The following is a 17,692-nucleotide window of genomic DNA, read 5'->3' as shown; positions in this document are numbered from 1 at the left end:
CGGGAACGCCAAGGCCCGGAGGTTTCCGTTCCGTATCGCGGGACCGCGGGCCGACATCCGCGCGCCGCCGCCGTCCGGACCCGCTCCGGTGCAGGTCGGAGGCATCCTGTCAGGGACGCCTAAGGATTCTTAGACGTTCTTCAGGGGGCTCCTTACGGCAACCGAATCCGACATGCGAAACACTGTGGGCCAAGGTCCTGTCAGCTATGGAGGTCGTCCTTGAGCACCGAGCACGCGAGTGGATCCACCGGGCCGCAGGAGGCGCAGCAGCAGCCCTCCGGCGAGCCCCGCACGGTGGTTCCGGCTCCCGACACCGCGGCGGCCGACGTGCCGCAGCCGGTCGTCGAGTCCGCGCCGACGCTCGCCCTCAGCAAGCTGAGCGAGCCGGCCCCGGCCGCGCCGTCCCCGTACATCGACGCGCCGCCGCCGGCCGCCCCCGCGGCCCCCGCTTACATCGACGCCCCGCCGCCCGCGGCCCCGGCCGCGCCGTCTCCGTACATCGACGCCCCGCCGCCCGTGGTGGCGCCCCCCGTCCAGCCGCAGCCGGCCAACCCCTACGCGGCTCCGCCCGTCGCCTCCACCGACCCGTACGGCACGCCCGCGGCCCCGCCGCCGGCGCCGCCGATGCCCACCGGAGAGGTGCACCACCCCTTCGGCGCAGGCCACCCGGTCGGCGGCTGGGGGCACCCGGCGGGCGGCCCCGGTACTCCCGGTGCGGGCAACCCGGGCGAGCCCGGCGGCCCCGGCCACCCGTACGCCTCGGCCGGCAGCCAGCCCCCGCGCCGCAAGCGCGGCGGGATGATCGCGCTGATCGCCGCGGTCGCCCTGGTGGCGGGCGTGGCCGGCGGCGCCATCGGTGCCGCCGTCACCGGCGACGACAGCTCCGGCGGCACCAGCCGCACCAGCACCACGGTCAGCGTCAGCGACAGCCGCAAGGTCACCGACCGCGCCCCGGACTCGGTCGCCGGCATCGCCGCCAAGGCGCTGCCCAGCACCGTCACCATCAAGGCGCAGGGCTCGCAGGAGTCCGGCACCGGCACCGGCTTCGTCTTCGACACCGAGGGCCACATCCTCACCAACAACCACGTGGTCGCCCCGGCGGCCTCGGGCGGCAAACTCACCGTCAAGTTCTCCGACGGCTCGTCCTACACCGCCTCGGTGGTCGGCCGCGCCCAGGGCTACGACGTGGCCGTGATCAAGCTCGACAACCCGCCGAAGGACAAGCTCAACCCGCTGCCGCTCGGCGACTCCGACAAGGTCGCGGTCGGCGACGCCACCATCGCCATCGGCGCCCCGTACGGCCTCGAAGGCACCGTCACCACCGGCATCATCAGCGCCAAGGACCGCCCGGTCGCCTCCGGCGACGAGACGGGTGCCCAGGCGTCCTACATGAACGCCCTGCAGACCGACGCCTCGATCAACCCGGGCAACTCCGGCGGCCCGCTGCTCAACGCCTCCGGCGCGGTGATCGGCATCAACTCGGCGATCCAGTCCAACGCCAGCGGCAACGGCCGGGCCGGCTCGATCGGCCTCGGCTTCGCGATCCCGATCAACCAGGCCAAGTGGGTCGCCGAGACGCTCATCAAGGACGGCCAGCCGGTCTACGCCATCCTCGGCGTGCTCCGCAACGACGACTACAAGGGCGACGGCGCCCAGATCCAGACCGCCGCCGTCCAGGGCACCCCGGCCGTCACCCCCGGCGGCCCCGCCGACCAGGCCGGCCTCAAGGCCGGCGACGTGATCACCAAGCTCGGCGGCATCCCGATCGACAGCGGTCCGACCCTGGTCTCCGAGATCTGGACGCACAAGCCCGGCGAGAAGGTCGAGGTCGAGTACACCCGCGACGGCAAGGCCGCCAAGACCACCGTCACCCTCGGCGAGCGCAAGGGCGACAACTGACCGCGTCCCCGGAAACGGAGTGCACCGAACCCGCTCCGACCCGTTAGGCTGACCTCCGCCAGGAGGGTTGCCCGAGCGGCCTAAGGGAACAGTCTTGAAAACTGTCGTGGCCTCTGGTCACCGTGGGTTCAAATCCCACACCCTCCGCACAGGTGGGTGAAACTGCCTGATCAGGGCGGGTGCCGTCAGCAAACCGGCACCCGCCCTGTTGCTCTCTGTGTCAGGGTGTCCCACCCGTGTCCCACCCCGGGCCAGTGTGTCGGGGCCAGACGGGGGCCACTCGGGGCTACTCCGATGGCCTCTCCGAGTGCCCCATGGCTTCGTTCAGCGCCCGCTCGATCTTCTCGTTTGCCTGATCGCGCTTGCCGTCGAGGACCTTGGCGTAGAACCGGTACAACACCGCCACACTGTGGCCGGCGCGGCGAGCGACCTCGGTGGGGTCAACGCCGGAGACCAGCCAGAGCGAGATCCCGGCGTGCCGCAGCGAGTACGGCACGTCGGCCAGCGGTGTGGCCGCCTGCTCCTCACTCAGGCCCACCGCGCGGGTCGCCTTCCACACGGCGGAGTAGTCCTTGGTGAGCACGACACCGCCCTCCGAGGCGCGGAAGAGGCGCCCACCCAGGCCGGTCCCGAAGGTTGCCAGGTGCTCCCGCAACAACTGGACCAGCGTCGGCGGGATAGGCACCTCGCGGGTCGTCTTTCGGGCTCGCCGCTTCAGACCACGCTCGTCGTGCGACTTGCCGTCATCCGTCCAGGTGGAACCCGCCCGGGGCGAGCTGCCAGCCAGCACAAGTTGCCCCCATCCGGACTCGGGCAGAGTGCAGTCCCGCTTTCGCAGGTCCATGACTTCAGCCGGTCGCATGCCCGCGTAGTACATGCAGGCGAAGAACGCCGCCAGGTGCCGCCCTCGGGGGCTGACCGTACGTGCCGCGTTGAGAAGCGCGCTGACCTGCTGTGGGTTCGGGACGTACCGCCAGTCGATCTCATCGTCAGTCGCCGGAGGGGACCAGTCCACGAACTGCAAGGGGTTCGAGTCCAGCTGGCGGCGCTCGATCGCATATCGCAGGCAGTTGTTCAGCACCATCCGCTTCCGCCGGATGGTGGTTGCCGCCGCCTGCTTGCCGTTGAGCTGCAACGTGATCGCGTCGAGGCCTGCCCGCAGAACGTCCGACTCCTCCAACTGTCGGATGGGAACCGACTTCTGCTCGATCCAGGCGAGGGCCGCCGCAATGTCGGCTGGCGGCTCAGGAAGGCGACCCGAGAAGTTGAAGGCCCATCCGGTCAGCGCCCGGCGGAGTACACGCGGAAGGGGAGCACCCCGGCGATCCGTCACCAGCGCCGGCGTGATGGTGGCGAGGGCGTCCGCGCGAGTGCCCCGGCTCTTGGCAGACGAGCCGGGCCACTTCATCTCCGCGTACTTCTTCGCGTGCTGGAACCACGTTCCCTGCTGCATGGCCCGCAGTTCGGACACGGGAAGCCCGGACTCAACGTCGAACTGCTCGCCCTTGCGCATGGCAGTGCGTAGCTCGGACTCTCGCCCCTGGGCCAGGGTCTTGGTGGCAAAGCTCTTGGAGTGCCGTTCGGGGCCCACCGTCCAGCGCAGCTCGAACGGCTTCTTCCGGCGGGCGCGTTCGCGAATCGCGTTGATTCGCACGTCAAAGGTGAGCAATGGCTTCCTCGTAGTTGAGGGCCCCCGGAATGCCGGGGGCCCATGGTGTACGACGGAGATGTCAGGCGGCGGCCTGCCGGTCCCACCACGCGTCGAGGGCAGCGCGGCTGACTCGGATCTGGCCGTTGGGGAGCTGCTTCATCTCCGGAGCCCTCCCACGGGCGCGCATCCGGTAGAAGGCCGAGCGTGACATGTCGATCTCTTCCAGGACCTCGGTGAGCTTGAGCCACTTCTGGTTGGCCACGGTGGGCGTGCTCCTTCTCGCTGGGGCGTGGTGGTGGGAGCTTGGGTCCCCGCAGAACCCGCAGAACCTGCAAAACCTCCTGGGAGGGGTTCTGAGCTGCGGGTTTGCGGTTGATCTTGGGTTCCGCAAAACCTCCGGAAACTCCTGCAAAACCTCCGGGCCCTGGCCTGCGGTTTCGGGGCGGTGGGGTTCTGCGGGAGTTTCCGGGGGTTTTGCGGGAGCGGGCGGCCCGCGTGTTCGCACAGGTCAGATGGGGTGTCGGGGGGTTTTGCAGGTTCTGCGGGTTCTGCGGCGGGGTTCGGCGGGCCGGTCAGGCTCCGCGGTGGGTGACGGTGGGGTGGGTCTGGTAGCGAGGGGACGGCGGCCGGCCGCCGCGGCTGGTGCGCTTGGGCGGCTCGACCTGCCTGATCCAGCCGTGGTCTTCCAGCAGGGCGAGGGCGGGGTCGAGGTCGGCGACGGTGGGGAAGTCCGCGCGGGAGAGGGCGTTGAACAGCTCCCGGCGGCTGATGGACTCGCGGGGGTTGGCGGCGAGCCAGGCGAGGGCGGTGCGGGCCTTGGCGAGGGCGGCGTCACTGCCCATAGCGTCGAACACGGCGAGGGAGTGGGCGGTGAAGTACTCGCCGATGGCGCCCGCGGCGGTCATGGTGTCGCCACTGATGGCGAGGTTGGTGCCGTCGGGGTGGGCGGCGAGGTGGAGCAGGGCGGCGATCCGGCACACCGCGCCGTCCAGCTTTGGGGCCCACTTGTTGGTGCCGGCCTGTGCGAGGGCCGCGCCGGGGCGCTGGGCGGCCTCGGTGCGCCGCTGCTGGGCGAGCAGGATCGCGTTCGCCTCATCGGTGAGGGTGAGCCGCACCGTCTCGGTGCGGGCGTGCATGGTGCGGGTGAGGGCGCCCATTTGCCGGTCGTACTCGGCGGCGACGTCGTCGGGGATCAGCTCGGGGGTGACGTTGCGGTAGCCGATCATCGACTTCGGCAGGGAGTACAGGAAGCGGGCGAGCAGACCGCGGGCGTCGGCGCCCTTGGTGTTGGCGAGGTCCCGGAACACCTCGGGCTGCACCGACAGGCCCATGGTCAGGGCCGGGTCGTCGAGGAACTGGGCGTCGCGGCCCTGCCGGTTGACGCGGAGCAGGTCCCCGGCGTGGCCTTTGAGGAAAACCTCCATGTTGGGGGTGCCGGAGTAGCGGCCGGCCATGATGTCGAAGATCCCGCCCTCCGGGGAGAGGATCGCGGCCCGGCCGCCCTGGTCGGCCATGAGGGTGGCGAGACCTTCGGGGGTGATGTCGTCGGCGATGAGCTGCGGCCGGGTCGGGATCGGCATACTCTCCGCCCGCTGGGCCAGGGCAATGGCCTCGGCGGTGGCCCCGCGGCGCTCCTCCGGGTTGGCGGTGGCGGCGCGCTTGGTGGCGGCCTCGGCGGCGGCGCGGGCGACCTTCGCGGCCACCTCGGCCTCGGCGCGGGCGGCAGCAGTCTGCTCCACCAGCGCCTTCTCGACTACGAGTAGGGGCCGGATCATCTCCGCGACCACGGCGCTTTTGCGGTTGCCGGGCGGCAGGGCCACGGCGGTGTAGAGGTTCACCGGCTCGCGCCACCGGCCGCGGACGGTCACCTTGGCCTTTCCTCCACAGGCGGTGGACAGGGCGGCCAGGGCCATGCATCCGGCGAGGTCGGGCGGGGTCTGGGTCTCCTCGGCGACGGCAGCGACCATGTCGGCCAGCCAGCCGGGCAGCACGGTGGTGGGGAACAGCGGGAGCGCGCGGGCCTGGCCGAGGGGGACGGGGCTGTCCCACACGTCCGCGGCCTCGGGCGGGGGCTCCATGTGCTCCCAGCCCTCGCCGAACAGGCTGGTGACGTTGTCGTACGGTCCGTCAGGCGGGCTGGCGGGGATGGACACGGGCGGTTCCTCTCTGCGCTGCGGTGCAGGGGTCTGAGGGGTTGTGAGGGCCACCGGCCGGGGTGGGCCAGGATGGGCAGGTGCAGGTGAGGGGGAGGCCGGGGAAGGCTGCTTTCCCCGGCCTCCCCCTGGCAGGGGCGGTGGGTCAGGCTGCGGACCGCAGGTGGCGGGTGCCCTTGGCGAAGCCGCGCCGGATGGAATGCGCGCACTCGGCGGGGGTCAGGCCGATGGACAGGCCGGCCGCCTCCAGTTCGTCGTAGGCGGCGTCCTCGCCAACGGTCCCGGCGGCGATGAGGCGGCCGAGCGAGGCGGCGCACGCGAACAGCCGGTTCGCCCGGCCCGGGTGCTGCTGGGCGCGGACCTTGGCAGCCTCGCCCTCGATCGCAGCCCGGGCGTAGGCGCTCTGGTCGTGCACCCGGGCCGGCCGCACCGCACCCGCCACGGCCGCGGGTGCGGGCGGGGGCGTGAGCAGGGCCAGCAGGGCAGGCGGGCACGGGGCGATGCTGCTCGGGTCGGTGCCAGGTGCGAAGACGTAGCGGCCGGCGGTGCCGAGGGAGCCGGGGCCGACCAGGTAGCCGGCCGGGCCGCGTACGTCGATTCCCGGTGCGACCTTGCCGACGGAGTTCGGGAACACCGCGTCGGGTGGGGCGCTGAGCCAGGCGTGGAGCCCGCCGGAGGGCGTGGCGACGGTGGCGGTGGCCGGCACGGTGAAGCCGTGTTCGGTGGCGAGTCGTTGGAGTTCGGCGGCGCCGTCGAGGCCGTTCTTGCGGTCGAGGTCGAGGCCCACCAGGTGGTGCGGGGCGCGGCCGCAGGCGATGCCGTAGCCGGTCGCCCACGGCGCCGCAGCGAACAGGGCGTCGATGCGGTCGTGGTCGGTGGTGGCGTCGTGGACACCGTGCCCCATCCGGCCGCAGGCGGCGCGGCAAGTGTCGCGCTCGCGGCCGGGCGGGTGCGGGCTGGGGATCGCCGGCCGCTTGGACTTGGCGATCGGGAACACCGCGAAGTCGCGGGCGGCGGCGTGGTGGGCGGAGGTGAGGGCGTGCTGCCAGTCGGTCAAGGGCGTCTCCTCACGGGTGGTCAGTAGGTCGGCCACGGCAGGCGCCGCGGGCACCGCGGTGGCGGGCGTTGGCGTGGCTGCGGTGGTGGTCTGGTGCTCGGCGCAGACCTTGTGCGCTGGGCGGCGCTGGTCGTCGCGGAGTGGGGTCGGGGCGCCGCACCAGCGACAGGGCTTGTCGGTGGTGCGGTCGTAGTGGTGGGTGTCGCGCCAGTCGAGGACGGGCACGGCCCGCCCCTACGCGGCGCGGCGGTGGGCGGGGAAGTCGATGACGGTGGCGAGCCGCGGCGGGGCCGCGGGGGGCGCCGGGTGGGGTGCGGGTTCGCGGGCCGGGGGCGGGGTGCCGCCCTCGTCCTGCTGCTGGGCGCGGGCGGCGCGTTCGGCGGCGGACTCGGCGAGGACGGTGCGGACGGCCTCCGCGTCGGTGGTGCTCGATCGCCAGGTGGCGCCGAGTGCCGCGCCGCCGAGGGCGGCGGGGGTGAGGAGGACGGCGGCGGCGATGAGGTCGGCGGCGCTCATGCGGCAGCTCCGTTCGCGGCGGTCTGGGCGAGGACGTCGAGCAGGTCGGTGCCGAGCAGGGCGAGGCGGTGTTCGATGCCCTGCCAGGACTCGTTGTCGATGTGCATGAGCGCAGCGAGGGCGGTGGCGGGGTCGTGGTCGGCGGTGGCGGCCAGGGCCTCGCGGAAGTGGGTGGCGGCGAGCGGCCGGATGACGGGAGCGGGCATGACGGGGCCCCTTTCTCGGGCCGCACAGGGCGAGGAGAGCGGCCCGCCCGCGGCAGGCGGGCGGGCCGAGGTGTTGCGGAGCGTGGCCATACTGGGGTGGGCGCTGGGTAGTGGGCACTGGGGAATCACCAGTACGGGACCCCTCTGGGGGCCTGTGGGGTGGGTTCGGCGGGTAGTGGGGTGGTCCCCACTACCCGCTGCCCGGTAGCTGTGTGTGACGGCCTGTTAGGCGTGGTCGGGGTGGACGAAGACGGACAGCGGGCCGTTTTCGCGGTAGACCAGTTCGCCGCGGGCGGCGGCGGCCTGGAGCCCGTTCCGCACGGTCTTGCGGTCGCGGTTGACGAAGTCGGCGATGGCGGCGACCTTCAGGCCCATGTGGCCGGCGGACTCGATCGCGTCGATCGCCTCCGCCAGCCACTCCGGTCCGGACGGCGCCGCCGGGGCGGGCGCGGGGGCCGGGGTCTGGCCGCGGAGGCTGGAGAGGTTGAGCCCGGCGGGGCGGGCGTTGGGGAACGCGATGATCTCCGCCAGGCCGTCCGCGGTGTCCTGTGCCGCGGGCGCGGTGGCGCGGAGCGATCCGAGGTTCAGCCCGCCGCCAGTGCCGGCCGCCCGCGCGGTCCCGGCGCCCGGGGAGTCCGTGTCCGCGATGGTGGTGCCTTCCCAGAGCCATCCGGCGTGGTCCGCGTCCCAGCGGCGGGCGTAGTCCTCGCCCGCGGCGCGGGCGGAGACCTGGTCGAGGTGCGGGCGGCGGGCGTTGGTGGCCAGCACGGCCTCGCGGACCATGCTCGGGCTGGTCTTCCAGCCCTTGAAGCCGGTTGGGGCGAAGCCGTCCGCGCCGGCGGCGCCGATCACGCCGCAGCCCTTCGCGGTGAGCTGCCTCGTGTCGACCCGCGCGGACGGGAACAGCTTGGCGAGGTTGTTCCCGGACGACTCGCCGGAGGTCAGTGCCGCGCCGACCGGGGAGAACTTCCGCACCGAGGTGTCCCCGAGGGCGGAGACGTTGCCGTCCACCGCGGTCAGCACCAGGCGGATGCCCATGGCGCGGGTGGTCCGCATGGTCTTGCCGACCAGCTCCTGCAGCTCCTTCATGACCGGGTCGCCGAACGAGCGGGCGGACAGCAGCTCGGCGCCCTCGTCCATGACCACCATGATCTGCGGCAGCTTCGCGGAGACCGGCAGGAGCGTGGTGTCGTTGGCGTCAAGCAGGTCCTGGTACTGCTGCTGGCGCGCCTTGTTGATGGCGATCACCGCGCGGAACATCCGCAGGGCCTCGGTGGGCGTGCTGGCGAGCCAGTCCACGCCCGGCCGGGTGCCGGCCGGGGCGGGGTCGGTGCCGGGCTTCGGCGCCTTCAAGCCCTGGGCCTCCAGCCACGGGCGGACCCAGGGGATGCCGACAGCGCCGGCCTTCAGGTCCACGACCCAGGTGATGACGTCGGTGCAGCGGGCGAACCCGGCGAGGACGGAGTCGAGGAACGTGGACTTGCCCGATCCGGGCGGGCCGAGGACCAGCGCGCATGCCTCCCGCAGGAACACGTCCACCAGCTCGGAGTTGGGCAGCAGCCCCCACGGGATGCCGGTCAGGATCGACAGCTCGGAGTAGTCGTCCGGGTAGGGGTAGGCGCCGGCCATCACGTTGACGGTGGCGATGTCGAGAATCACGCGGCCCTGCCGGTCACCCTCCTCCACCCCGACCGTGCAGCCCAGCGGCAGCCGCGCGTCCGTCGCCAGCGCCCGGGCCGCGCCGGCGATCCGGTCCCACGTCGCACTGCCGCCGGGCAGCTCCGCGGCGAGGGAGAACCCGGCGCCGGTCTTCCAGAACTCCACCGCGAACACCGCCACCTCGATGCCGGTGACACGGCGGATGCGGTCGGCCCACTCGCGGGCGATCGCCTCCCGCTCGCCGTTCATCTTCCGCGCCGCGTCGCGGGCTTCCGCGCTCATGCGCTCCAGCTCGACGGCCTCCTCCCGGATGGCCGCGTCGGCGGCCATCGCGCCGATCCCGACACCGAGCGCGGCCAGGGTGCCGGCCGCCACCCAGGACAGCGGGCCGGTGGCGATGGCCCAGGTGGTCCAGCCTCCGGCGAGCAGCCACGACGCGGCCCGGGTGGCCATGGTGCGGCCGGTCAGACGGCGCCGAACACTGGCGCCGATGCCGTGCCCGATCGCCCCGGCCGCACCGACCGCGAGCGGGATGCCGGGCGGCATATGGGTGGCGGCGCCAAGCAGGGCCAGCGCGCCGGCGCCGGTGGCGGCGGAGATCGCGCCGGAGACGGGGCCGTGTTCGGCGGCCCAGTCCAACGGCGGCACCCACGTGGCCTTCGGGTTCTTCGGGCCGCGGGTGCGCGGCTTGGGGGTGTTGGTGAGGTTCAGGGTGGGCTGTGGCTCGGCCACGGCAACTCCAAGGTTGGGTCGGGTGGTGCGGGCGAGCGGGGCATGGGGCGGGCCGCCCCCGGAGAGTCGGGGGCGGCCCGTGGCGGTGCGTCAGGCGTGGTCGAGCGGGGCGGCTACTGGTTGCTGCCGATGTCCCACTTCTCCTCGCCGGTGCGAGGGTCGTCGTGGCGGGCGATGTCGCTCTCGTGCGCGCCGCGGAACGCCTTGCCGACCTCCTCCGCGGCGGAAACGGCCTGCATCAGGAGGGTGTAGACCTCGTTCAGGGACTCGCCGACGACCTTGTCCAGCGGGAACTCGTCGTCGGAGCGCTCCGCGAGGACGCGGAAGGTGTTGGCGATGGACTCCAGCCCCTCGGGCAGGGACTCGATCGCGGCGAGGACGTGCATCATGCCGTCCGGGTCGTAGTTCATGGCGGCGCCGTACATCTCCGAGGCGACCTCGGAGAAGTTGAAACCGGCGTCGGTCGGGTTGGTCACGTCGCCTCCCAGGGCGTCCAGATCGGTGTTGGCGTGGTTCTTCGGGGCCCGCGGCACGGCCTCACCGACCGGCGCCGGGGTATCGGTGGCGGCCTGATCGGCGGCCGTCTCGGCCTCGGCCTGGTCTGCACGGATCTGCTGGTCGCGGGCGGTGCGGGCCTCGGCCGACTTCGCGGCGAGGCGGCGGTAGAGGCGCCGGCCCGGGTACATCAGCCAGGACAAGCCGAGCTTGCGACCGATCGGCGTCAGCACCATGCCGAGCACGCCGACCGGCAAGGCAAGCGCGGCGGCCAGCAACCGCCGGCCGTGGTGCCGGGCGGCGGACTTCACCAGCTCCCGGCGGGCCGCGCGCCGGGCCGGGGCTTTGCGCACCTCGGCCCGCGCGTCACCGACCTTGGCGTTCAGGCGCTTCTCCGACCCCGCCCGGGCCCTGCTCCGGGCGGTGTCGAGCGAGCGGCGAACCGCGGTGCCGGGCTTGGCGAGGGCCTTGCCGGTGGGGCTCTTGGCGGCGGTCTTCCGGTCCCGCTCGGCGGCCTTCACCGTGCGGCGGGCGTCGGTGACCTGCCGGCGGGCGGTGGTCTGGCGCTCGCGCCGCTCGGCCCGCGACGGCGCCGCGGCCCGCTCGGCCTTCCGCACCGCCTTCACCGCGCCGACCTTGTCCGCCAGGCGGCGGCCGGGCGAACCCGGCTTCTTCGCGCCGGTGTTGGGGACCGAGGCGAGGCCGGAGCGCTGCCCGCCCGTACGACTGGTGCCGCCGGCGCCGGGGCGGCTCTGCTTGGGGATGCTGCCCGTGGCCTTTCGGCCGGTGCTGGTGGTGGGTTTGACCAGGGACAGGTGCCCCTTGCCGTTGGTGCGTCCGGCGCGCCGGGCGAGGCGCCCGGCGGCGGCGCGGGCGGTGCGGGTGGCGATCGCCGTGGTAGCGGCGGTGCCAGCCGCCGCAGCCAGCGCCGCGAGGGGACCTGCGGTCAGCACGCCGGCGGAGGCTAGGCCGACCACCGTGTTGGCGCCGGTGATCGCGAGCGGCACGGCGGGCAGGCCGCCGCGCTGGTGCGAGGCCGGAGAAGCACCCTTCTGGCCCGCGGCGGGCTTTGGCTTCTCGGCGGCCGGGTTGGGGTTGGGGGCCGGTGTGGTGACCGGCGGTTCGGCGAACGTCTGGGACATGGCCGGGATACCTCCGGGCAGGTCAGGCCGCGAACGCGGCGGGTTCGGCGCAGGGCAGGCAGGTGCCCAGGTGGGCGGGCAGCACGTAACCGGCGTCCCGCCCGCACAGCGGGCAGGTGCGGCGGGCCCGGTTGGCCGCGGCCAGGGCCGCGGCCCTCGCCGGGGTCATCGGGCGGACGGGCTTGGCCAGGCAGGTGCGGTAGAGGTGGGCGGCCCGCACGGCTTTGGTGCGGCGCGAGCGCCACAGGATCTGTGCGGCGACCGGCTGGCCACCCGGCCGCAGCCCCCGCGTGCGGAGCTGGCGGCGGGTCAGGTAGCCGTCGGGGGCCATCCGCCACGGGTAGGTCGGCAGGCCGAACCGCTCCCCGTGCGGGTCCCAGAAGCGGGGGCGGCTCACCGCGGCCCGCTCTCGTCCGGGTCGTCGGTGTCGTAGTAGGCGATGACCTCGATGGGGATGCCGGCGTAGTCGGCGGTGGCCTTCAGCCACGCGAGGGTGCCGCTCCCGTGCTGGTCGACGTGCTCGGGCAGGATCGCGAGGGCTTCGCGCCACTGCTCGAAGCCGCCGAGGTCGTGGTGGAGGCTCACCCGCACCATCCAGGGCACGCCCTGCGAGGGCAGGGCCTCGCGCAGCTCGATGCCCGCGGCGGGCAGGTCGGTGAACTCGGTGAGCAGGGCCAGTACGGCGCGGGCCGCCGGAGCCTGCCCCGAGGTGGTGGGGGTGTTCATGATGCCTGCTCCTCGCTGCCCTCGCCGCTCTCCGGCGCCGGGTCGATCGGGTCGTCATCGGCGGCGCCGGTGGTGTCGGGGACGGCGCGCAGACCCGGCCGGGCGGCCTCGGTGCGGTCGGCCCTCAGGGTGTCCCGCAGCATCCGGGCCCGGGCCGGCGAGGTCCGCAGCGCGGCACGAATCCGATCGGCCGTCAGCTCCGCCTCGGACCAGTCGGCCGTGACGGATCGGGCCTCTGCGAGCAGCTCCTCCTCGGTGCGGATCGGCACCCGACTGCGGGCCGACTTCGGCACGCTGCCGGTCGTCCGGCGCGGCCGACTCACCGCCGCCGCAACAGCCCGCACCCGCACCGGCTCCGCGGCCGGGATCGGGTCGGCGATCGGCTCGGGATCGGCCGACTCGTACACCGACTCGTTCACGTTGGGATCGGCCGATCCCGGCAGGTCAGACCCCGACCGGTTTGCGGTGGTCTGGTCGTTTTCTGCCGGTTCGGGCCTGTGGTGGAGCACCTTGGCCACCAGGTCCGATCCGAAGAAGATCGAGCCGACCGGCAGGCACGACGCGAGCAGCACCAGCGCGTAGTGCGCGGGCGCCCAGTCGGCCAACCGCACCCGACCGCCGCCGTGCAGCGCGGGCACCAGACCGTGCACATAGTTGAGCACCAGACTGGCGGCGGTGTAGCCGCCCAGCACCCGCAGCGCGAACTTCCGGTCGTCCCCGACCAGGATCAGCGCGGCCACCAGCGCCAGCGCCATCAGGCCGTCCACCACTAGCGGGTAGAGGCCGGCGGCGAGCGGATCGGCGCCGATCGCCCGGGCCACGTCCTTCAGCGCGTTCCACGAGACGCGGAACGCCATGCCGACCACGACCAGCAGCGCGGCGACCATCCACCACTTCGCACGCCGGCTCACGCCGCCACCCCCAGCACCGCCGGGCGGCGGCGGGCGGCGGTACGGCGGGGAGTGTGCAGCGGCACCGGCGCGGTGGAGAGCAGGCGCTCGGCGTAGGCGGCCAGCTCCGGCGCTTCCCGGCGCAGATCCGCCAGCACCGCCACCGCCACGTCCATCCGGGCGGCACGGTCGACGGCCGACTCGCCGGGCACGCCGGCGAACAGCTCCTCGTCCACGCCCAACGCCAGCTCCGCGAACTCGTCCGGGTTCGCGGCGTGCTGGCCTGCAACAATCGACTTCACGGGTCTACCTCTTCGTCCGTCGGGGAGTGGACCCGAGGGCCGCCGCGCGCTCCTTGCCCGGAGCGCGGCGGCCCGCTTTCGTGGGCCCAGACCACTCGTCACGAGCAGCCACGGACCCCGACACCCGCCGCGGTCATGCGCGAGGGTGTCGGGGCCCGAGATCACTGGTGAAGCAAGAGGTTCGGTCTCGGCTGGACGCGGACCGGGCTCGCTCCGGGGAGATCGCTCCCGGAGGTCGTCGCCGGCGAAATGTCTGCCGCGTCGTTCTTTCTGCAAGGCGGCCGCGCACCAAGGTGGCCGCCGCCTTCCAGAGTCGGCTGCGTGTCCCATGTACGGCCGCCGTCTTAAGGGCGACCGAGGTGTCAGGGCATGCGCCCCTTCTCTACCGACTGGTCTCCACTCACCCCGACCGGCGTGGTCACGGAAGGACTGCGGTGGTGGATCACTCTCTTGAGTTGTTGATCGGGTGGTGCATTTGGGCAGGTAATGACGTTTTTGGGCGTGACCCATCGACGCCATCTTGTCCCCCTTGAGCCACTGGCTCAACTGGTAGGTACAAGCTGCTGAACATGATGCTGCACTCACGGAGAGCAAGCGTCAAGCCCATTGGTTCAACATGTAGGAACCAGTTGGCCCAGTGGGGCATTATGGGAGGTATGAGTAGCCAGCCGCTGTACCGCCGAGTCGCAGACGTGCTCCGGAACGAGATCAGCACCGGGGTGTTCCCGCCCGGGGCTCGCCTGCCCTCCGAGCGGGACCTGTGTGACCGGTTCGACGCCTCCAGGAACACGGTGCGCGCCGGCCTGAACGTCCTCGTGACTGAAGGGCTGATCTCAGCTAGCCAGGGGCTCGGCTATGAGGTCCGCTCGCATGAGGTGTTCAACTTGAACGCCTCGCGCTTCGAGAACCTCACGTTCCCCCAGAACGGGGACGCCTACAACACCGACGTGACGCATGCCGGACGACGACCTCACCAAGAGTTCAGGGTGGAGATGCAGCCAGCTCCGGCGACCGTGGCCGAACAGCTACGGGTGGCTGAGGGAGCGACGACCGTTCTGCGGTTCTGCCACCGCTACGTCGATAGCGTGCCGTGGTCCACTCAGGCCACCAACTACCCCATGTGGCTAGTCGAGAAGGCGCCTCGGTTGGCGGAGCCGGGCGACATCGAGGAAGGGACCACCAGGTATCTGGCCGGGCTGGGAGTGGAGCAGGTCGGTTACTTCGACGACATCTCCACCCGGATGCCCACACCGGACGAAGCGCGGCTTCTCCAGGTCGGGGCTGGCGTGCCGGTGCTGGTATGGGTGCGGACCGGCTATTCGCAGGACAAACCGATCCGGTGCACCATCACCACGTTCCGCGGCGATCTCAACCACATGAACTACGAGATCGGGAACCTTGCGGCGCGGGAGGCGGAAGCGTGATCATCGAGTCAGCAACGCCAGCGGACCTGAGTCAGCTTCTCGCCTTCCGGGAAGAGGCGGCAGGGTGGTTGAGTGCACTCGGTAGTGACCAGTGGAGTCGCCCCTACCCGGCAGACAAGCTCCTGGCCACGATCGAGGCCGGCACGGTCTTCATGCTCCGGGACGGATCGGAGACCGTGGGGACCATAACACTCACACCCGATGCCGAGGACGGACTCTGGACGCCGACCGAACTCGGCGAGCCTGCGCGCTACATCAACAAGCTCACGGTGTCGCGCGTCTATGCGGGCCGGGACATCGGGGGACGCCTGCTGAACTGGGCGGGCACCCGTGCCGCCAGCCAAGGTGCACGGTGGCTTCGGCTCGATGCGTGGACAGCAAATGAGCGCCTGCAGCGCTACTACCTCGATCATGGGTTCACGTACGTACGCACGGTCCGGGAGGGAGTGGCGGTGAACGGCGGCCCGCGCGTCTCCGGATGGATCGCGCAGCGGCCCGCGGTTCCTGCCGAACACGGCTTTGAGGACGCCACCGCTGTGGGGGCGGCGGCTACTTACTGACGTCGGCGCGTCAGGGTGAACTGTCCCGAAGCCCCTGATGGGCGTGGTGTGGTGGCTGTATCTGATGGTGTGTGAGGTATGCGGATGGGGGCGGGCTGACAGCTGAGGGTCGGCTGCGCCGGGAGTCAGTGCGGATGCAGGCGGCTGAGCTGTTCGAGCAGGGGGTCAAGCCGTCGGAAGTGGCACGGCGCCTGCGGGTGAGCCGGAAATCGGCTTACTACTGGCATGAGTTGGGCCGGGACACGAGGTCACGGAGGGGCCGGGCAAGCTGGTCGGGTTCGCTTGGCCGGTTCGGCAAGCTCAACGGACGAAACCACAGACCTTGTCGGGCGGGCACGGCCTGACACTACCGCCGCGGTCGTTGGTGAGCGAAATCAGGAAGAACACCGCCATCATCAGCAAAAAGCCGCCTATGGCGACCCACAACGCATTGCGGCCCCACCAAGCCGTCATCTTCTCGCGCCGGATGCGGCGAGCCGGGCCGGCCCCGTCGTGACGGTCACCCGTCATGATTCCCCCCCAGGATTGCTCACTCTGTGGACATGAGTACCTGGGCTATTCCCACCTCTGCCCGACGGCATGCGGATCGCCCGGGACAGTTCACCCTGACGCGCCGACGTCAGTAGAGCTCGTAACACGATCTTGCAACTGTCCTACGCCGCCCCCGTTTCGCACACTTGGCCGACCGAGATACTTGGGGGATGGACAGCTATCAGGGGCTAGCGACGCTGGAGTGGTGGGCCAATGGGTCGACGTGTCTGGGCAAGTTCGACGTGCAGGTATCGATCCGTGTCGCCGACGGCAACTGGGCCTGTGACGCGGTACTCGGCCCTGAGCGCCTGTCGGATGATCATCGCGAGGTCTTCGATCTCCTGATGGATCTCGATCCGGTCTTCACGCTGCGCTTCCACGAGGGCAGCGAGATCCTGGTCAATGCCGTGACAGCCAGGGACGGCGAGCGTCTGGCGCTCACGGTCTACGAGCAGGCTGCCTGAGACGTCGCCAGCAGATGACCGCGCAGGCAAGTGAGACGAGGGCTTCGTGCAGGTCGAGACGCCGTTCCCAGCGGACGGCGAGGCGCTTGATCTGCTGGAGGCGGCTCGGATCATCGAGTGGGCAGTCCTAGAAGGAAGGCCAACAGGATCCGGGGGGAGGCGTGGGGTTGACGCGGCTCCCGTCTCGCATCTCCAGTGGCCAGCGCTGGTCAATGACGGCCGCCGTCTTCTTGCAGGCTCCGCAGGCGTTGCTCCAATCCGGCACCCACAAGTACGGCGAGACGGAGAGGCCGACGTGCTCTATGCCGCACAGGGTCGCGCCGGAACCTGTGTAGGCATAGGCCGTGTCATAGGCGTGGGCCACGTCCTGAGGCAGCGACGGTGAGTCTGCCCGCTCCCAGCGCCCGTACATGGGCTGGTACTGCGGCCGTGAAACCTCACCGGGTTCGTGTCCCAGCTCGGTCCATGCGTAGCACCAGGAGCAGAACCACCGCTCCTTGACTGGCAAGTCCCATGCCATTCGCGGTCCCGCTACCGGTGCCTGCCGCATCTCGTGTCCACACACATCGCACGTCACAGCTGGATCCTGTCATGGTGACTCCGCGCGTACCGTCGGCAGCAGCGTCCCCAGCCAACCCGCATTCCGTTAGGGGTTCTTAGGCCCCAACTAGTACTCCAGCCGTAGATCGTGATCATGGATGTCGAGGCCGGTCGTCGGTAGCCTGCGCGTGTGGCTGAGACCTGGGATGAAGTGCAGCTGATCGCTGACGGCTTCGAGCGTGTGTACGTCGAGTTGGAGTGGTGCAGCGGGCCGCGTGCCGGCCTCGCCGATGTCAATGGCAAGCCCTTCTACTTCCAAGGCAACGACTGGGATGACGCCGACGAGGCCGACGAGTACAGCGTCTGGCCCGCGAGCGACGCGGCAGTGGAGCTTGAGCGCGAGCAGTGGGCGATCTTCGCCAGGTGGATCGAGCGCCATGAGGCAGGGACGGTGGGGCCGGAGACCCACCCGGGCCAGGGCGGGATCGACGCCCGTTACGACGAGCTGGCCCTGCTGCTGGCGCCATACCGTCAGGCGCCGGACGACGCGAGGCTACTGGTGGGCGAGGTGCGCTTTGACGCCGGTGCCCGCTACCGGGCCGAGGGTCTGGACTACTGGTTCCGTTGGCGTCCGAGCAGGTGAGGCCGCCGTTGATCATTAGGTGTTGTGTGGACAACCAATGATCACGCGGCGACCTCGGACGCCAGCGTAGTGCCTGCCCGCTGGCAGGAGGCATTCGAGGAC

18 protein-coding genes, 1 tRNA gene and 1 pseudogene are annotated in these 17,692 nt (G+C 71.6%); 7 read left to right on the top strand and 13 right to left on the bottom strand.

The window, feature by feature from the left end; genetic code table 11:
* The first annotated feature begins 219 nt into the window (after nt 1-219).
* Together ACQ614_RS17710 and ACQ614_RS17705 are read left to right on the top strand one after the other, a co-directional pair.
* Nucleotides 220-1,899: a S1C family serine protease gene (locus ACQ614_RS17710; RefSeq protein WP_431679520.1), complete on the top strand. Its 1,680-nt coding sequence runs from the start codon at nt 220-222 to the stop codon at nt 1,897-1,899.
* A gap of 61 nt (nt 1,900-1,960) precedes the next feature.
* Nucleotides 1,961-2,046 (top strand) — tRNA-Ser (locus ACQ614_RS17705).
* A 139-nt stretch (nt 2,047-2,185) separates the two neighbouring features.
* Here ACQ614_RS17705 and ACQ614_RS17700 read toward each other — a convergent pair.
* The 12 genes from ACQ614_RS17700 to ACQ614_RS17645 all read right to left on the bottom strand — a co-directional run bounded on the left by ACQ614_RS17700 (nt 2,186) and on the right by ACQ614_RS17645 (nt 13,428).
* Nucleotides 2,186-3,568, bottom strand: coding sequence for a tyrosine-type recombinase/integrase (locus ACQ614_RS17700; RefSeq protein WP_431679519.1), 1,383 nt, complete (start codon nt 3,566-3,568; stop codon nt 2,186-2,188).
* 61 nt (nt 3,569-3,629) lie between these two features.
* The gene (locus ACQ614_RS17695) at nt 3,630-3,812 is read right to left on the bottom strand and encodes a helix-turn-helix transcriptional regulator (protein WP_431679518.1); all 183 of its coding nucleotides are present in this window, start codon (nt 3,810-3,812) and stop codon (nt 3,630-3,632) included.
* 310 nt (nt 3,813-4,122) lie between these two features.
* Nucleotides 4,123-5,703, bottom strand: a complete 1,581-nt coding sequence (locus ACQ614_RS17690) for a YfjI family protein (RefSeq protein ID WP_431679517.1) — start codon at nt 5,701-5,703, stop codon at nt 4,123-4,125.
* A gap of 145 nt (nt 5,704-5,848) precedes the next feature.
* Nucleotides 5,849-6,985, bottom strand: a complete 1,137-nt coding sequence (locus ACQ614_RS17685; protein WP_431679516.1) for a bifunctional DNA primase/polymerase — start codon at nt 6,983-6,985, stop codon at nt 5,849-5,851.
* A gap of 9 nt (nt 6,986-6,994) precedes the next feature.
* Nucleotides 6,995-7,276 carry a hypothetical protein gene (locus ACQ614_RS17680; protein ID WP_431679515.1) on the bottom strand — a complete coding sequence of 94 codons (282 nt, stop codon included), beginning with the start codon at nt 7,274-7,276 and terminating at the stop codon, nt 6,995-6,997.
* Nucleotides 7,273-7,482, bottom strand: coding sequence for a hypothetical protein (locus tag ACQ614_RS17675; protein ID WP_431679514.1), 210 nt, complete (start codon nt 7,480-7,482; stop codon nt 7,273-7,275). Before ACQ614_RS17675 ends, ACQ614_RS17680 begins: the two co-directional genes overlap by 4 nt.
* 225 nt (nt 7,483-7,707) lie before the next feature.
* Entirely contained in the window at nt 7,708-9,873 is a 2,166-nt protein-coding gene (locus ACQ614_RS17670; RefSeq protein WP_431679513.1) for a hypothetical protein, read from the bottom strand.
* A gap of 113 nt (nt 9,874-9,986) precedes the next feature.
* Entirely contained in the window at nt 9,987-11,510 is a 1,524-nt protein-coding gene (locus tag ACQ614_RS17665; RefSeq protein WP_431679512.1) for a hypothetical protein, read from the bottom strand.
* Between the two features lie 22 nt (nt 11,511-11,532).
* Entirely contained in the window at nt 11,533-11,907 is a 375-nt protein-coding gene (locus tag ACQ614_RS17660; RefSeq protein ID WP_431679511.1) for an RRQRL motif-containing zinc-binding protein, read from the bottom strand.
* Nucleotides 11,904-12,236 (bottom strand): hypothetical protein, encoded by a 333-nt coding sequence (locus ACQ614_RS17655; protein ID WP_431679510.1) that lies wholly within the window; start codon nt 12,234-12,236, stop codon nt 11,904-11,906. Before ACQ614_RS17655 ends, ACQ614_RS17660 begins: the two co-directional genes overlap by 4 nt.
* Nucleotides 12,233-13,147 carry a DUF2637 domain-containing protein gene (locus tag ACQ614_RS17650; protein ID WP_431679509.1) on the bottom strand — a complete coding sequence of 305 codons (915 nt, stop codon included), beginning with the start codon at nt 13,145-13,147 and terminating at the stop codon, nt 12,233-12,235. Before ACQ614_RS17650 ends, ACQ614_RS17655 begins: the two co-directional genes overlap by 4 nt.
* Complete coding sequence (locus tag ACQ614_RS17645) at nt 13,144-13,428, bottom strand: hypothetical protein (protein WP_431679508.1); 285 nt, start codon at nt 13,426-13,428, stop codon at nt 13,144-13,146. Before ACQ614_RS17645 ends, ACQ614_RS17650 begins: the two co-directional genes overlap by 4 nt.
* 656 nt (nt 13,429-14,084) lie before the next feature.
* On the opposite strand from ACQ614_RS17645, the gene ACQ614_RS17640 reads away from it, so the two are divergent.
* The 3 genes and pseudogenes from ACQ614_RS17640 to ACQ614_RS17630 form a co-directional block, all read left to right on the top strand.
* Nucleotides 14,085-14,852: a GntR family transcriptional regulator gene (locus tag ACQ614_RS17640; protein ID WP_431679507.1), complete on the top strand. Its 768-nt coding sequence runs from the start codon at nt 14,085-14,087 to the stop codon at nt 14,850-14,852.
* Nucleotides 14,849-15,412, top strand: a complete 564-nt coding sequence (locus ACQ614_RS17635) for a GNAT family N-acetyltransferase (RefSeq protein WP_431679506.1) — start codon at nt 14,849-14,851, stop codon at nt 15,410-15,412. Before ACQ614_RS17640 ends, ACQ614_RS17635 begins: the two co-directional genes overlap by 4 nt.
* Before the next feature lie 71 nt (nt 15,413-15,483).
* A pseudogene (locus ACQ614_RS17630) lies at nt 15,484-15,654 on the top strand (helix-turn-helix domain-containing protein); the annotation flags it as partial.
* A 58-nt stretch (nt 15,655-15,712) separates the two neighbouring features.
* Here the strand turns inward: ACQ614_RS17630 and ACQ614_RS17625 are convergent.
* On the bottom strand, nt 15,713-15,922 hold the full coding sequence (locus ACQ614_RS17625) for a hypothetical protein (protein ID WP_431684131.1): 210 nt from the start codon (nt 15,920-15,922) through the stop codon (nt 15,713-15,715).
* A 191-nt stretch (nt 15,923-16,113) separates the two neighbouring features.
* On the opposite strand from ACQ614_RS17625, the gene ACQ614_RS17620 reads away from it, so the two are divergent.
* Both ACQ614_RS17620 and ACQ614_RS17615 read left to right on the top strand, forming a co-directional pair.
* Entirely contained in the window at nt 16,114-16,407 is a 294-nt protein-coding gene (locus ACQ614_RS17620; RefSeq protein WP_431679505.1) for a hypothetical protein, read from the top strand.
* A 730-nt stretch (nt 16,408-17,137) separates the two neighbouring features.
* Nucleotides 17,138-17,590, top strand: a complete 453-nt coding sequence (locus tag ACQ614_RS17615; RefSeq protein ID WP_431679504.1) for a hypothetical protein — start codon at nt 17,138-17,140, stop codon at nt 17,588-17,590.
* Nucleotides 17,591-17,692: the final 102 nt, after the last annotated feature.

Source organism: Kitasatospora dryopteridis, from assembly GCF_050749075.1.
GTDB lineage: Bacteria > Actinomycetota > Actinomycetes > Streptomycetales > Streptomycetaceae > Kitasatospora.
This window is presented reverse-complemented; position numbering and strand designations above follow the sequence as displayed.

Bases quoted from the DNA above. Each gene is read 5' to 3' on its own strand.
- ACQ614_RS17680 (WP_431679515.1), bottom strand. From the start codon at position 7,276: ATGAGCGCCGCCGACCTCATCGCCGCCGCCGTCCTCCTCACCCCCGCC.
- ACQ614_RS17675 (WP_431679514.1), bottom strand. From the start codon at position 7,482: ATGCCCGCTCCCGTCATCCGGCCGCTCGCCGCCACCCACTTCCGCGAG.
- ACQ614_RS17665 (WP_431679512.1), bottom strand. From the start codon at position 11,510: ATGTCCCAGACGTTCGCCGAACCGCCGGTCACCACACCGGCCCCCAAC.
- ACQ614_RS17655 (WP_431679510.1), bottom strand. From the start codon at position 12,236: ATGAACACCCCCACCACCTCGGGGCAGGCTCCGGCGGCCCGCGCCGTA.
- ACQ614_RS17640 (WP_431679507.1), top strand. From the start codon at position 14,085: ATGAGTAGCCAGCCGCTGTACCGCCGAGTCGCAGACGTGCTCCGGAAC.
- ACQ614_RS17625 (WP_431684131.1), bottom strand. From the start codon at position 15,922: ATGACGGGTGACCGTCACGACGGGGCCGGCCCGGCTCGCCGCATCCGG.
- ACQ614_RS17620 (WP_431679505.1), top strand. From the start codon at position 16,114: ATGGACAGCTATCAGGGGCTAGCGACGCTGGAGTGGTGGGCCAATGGG.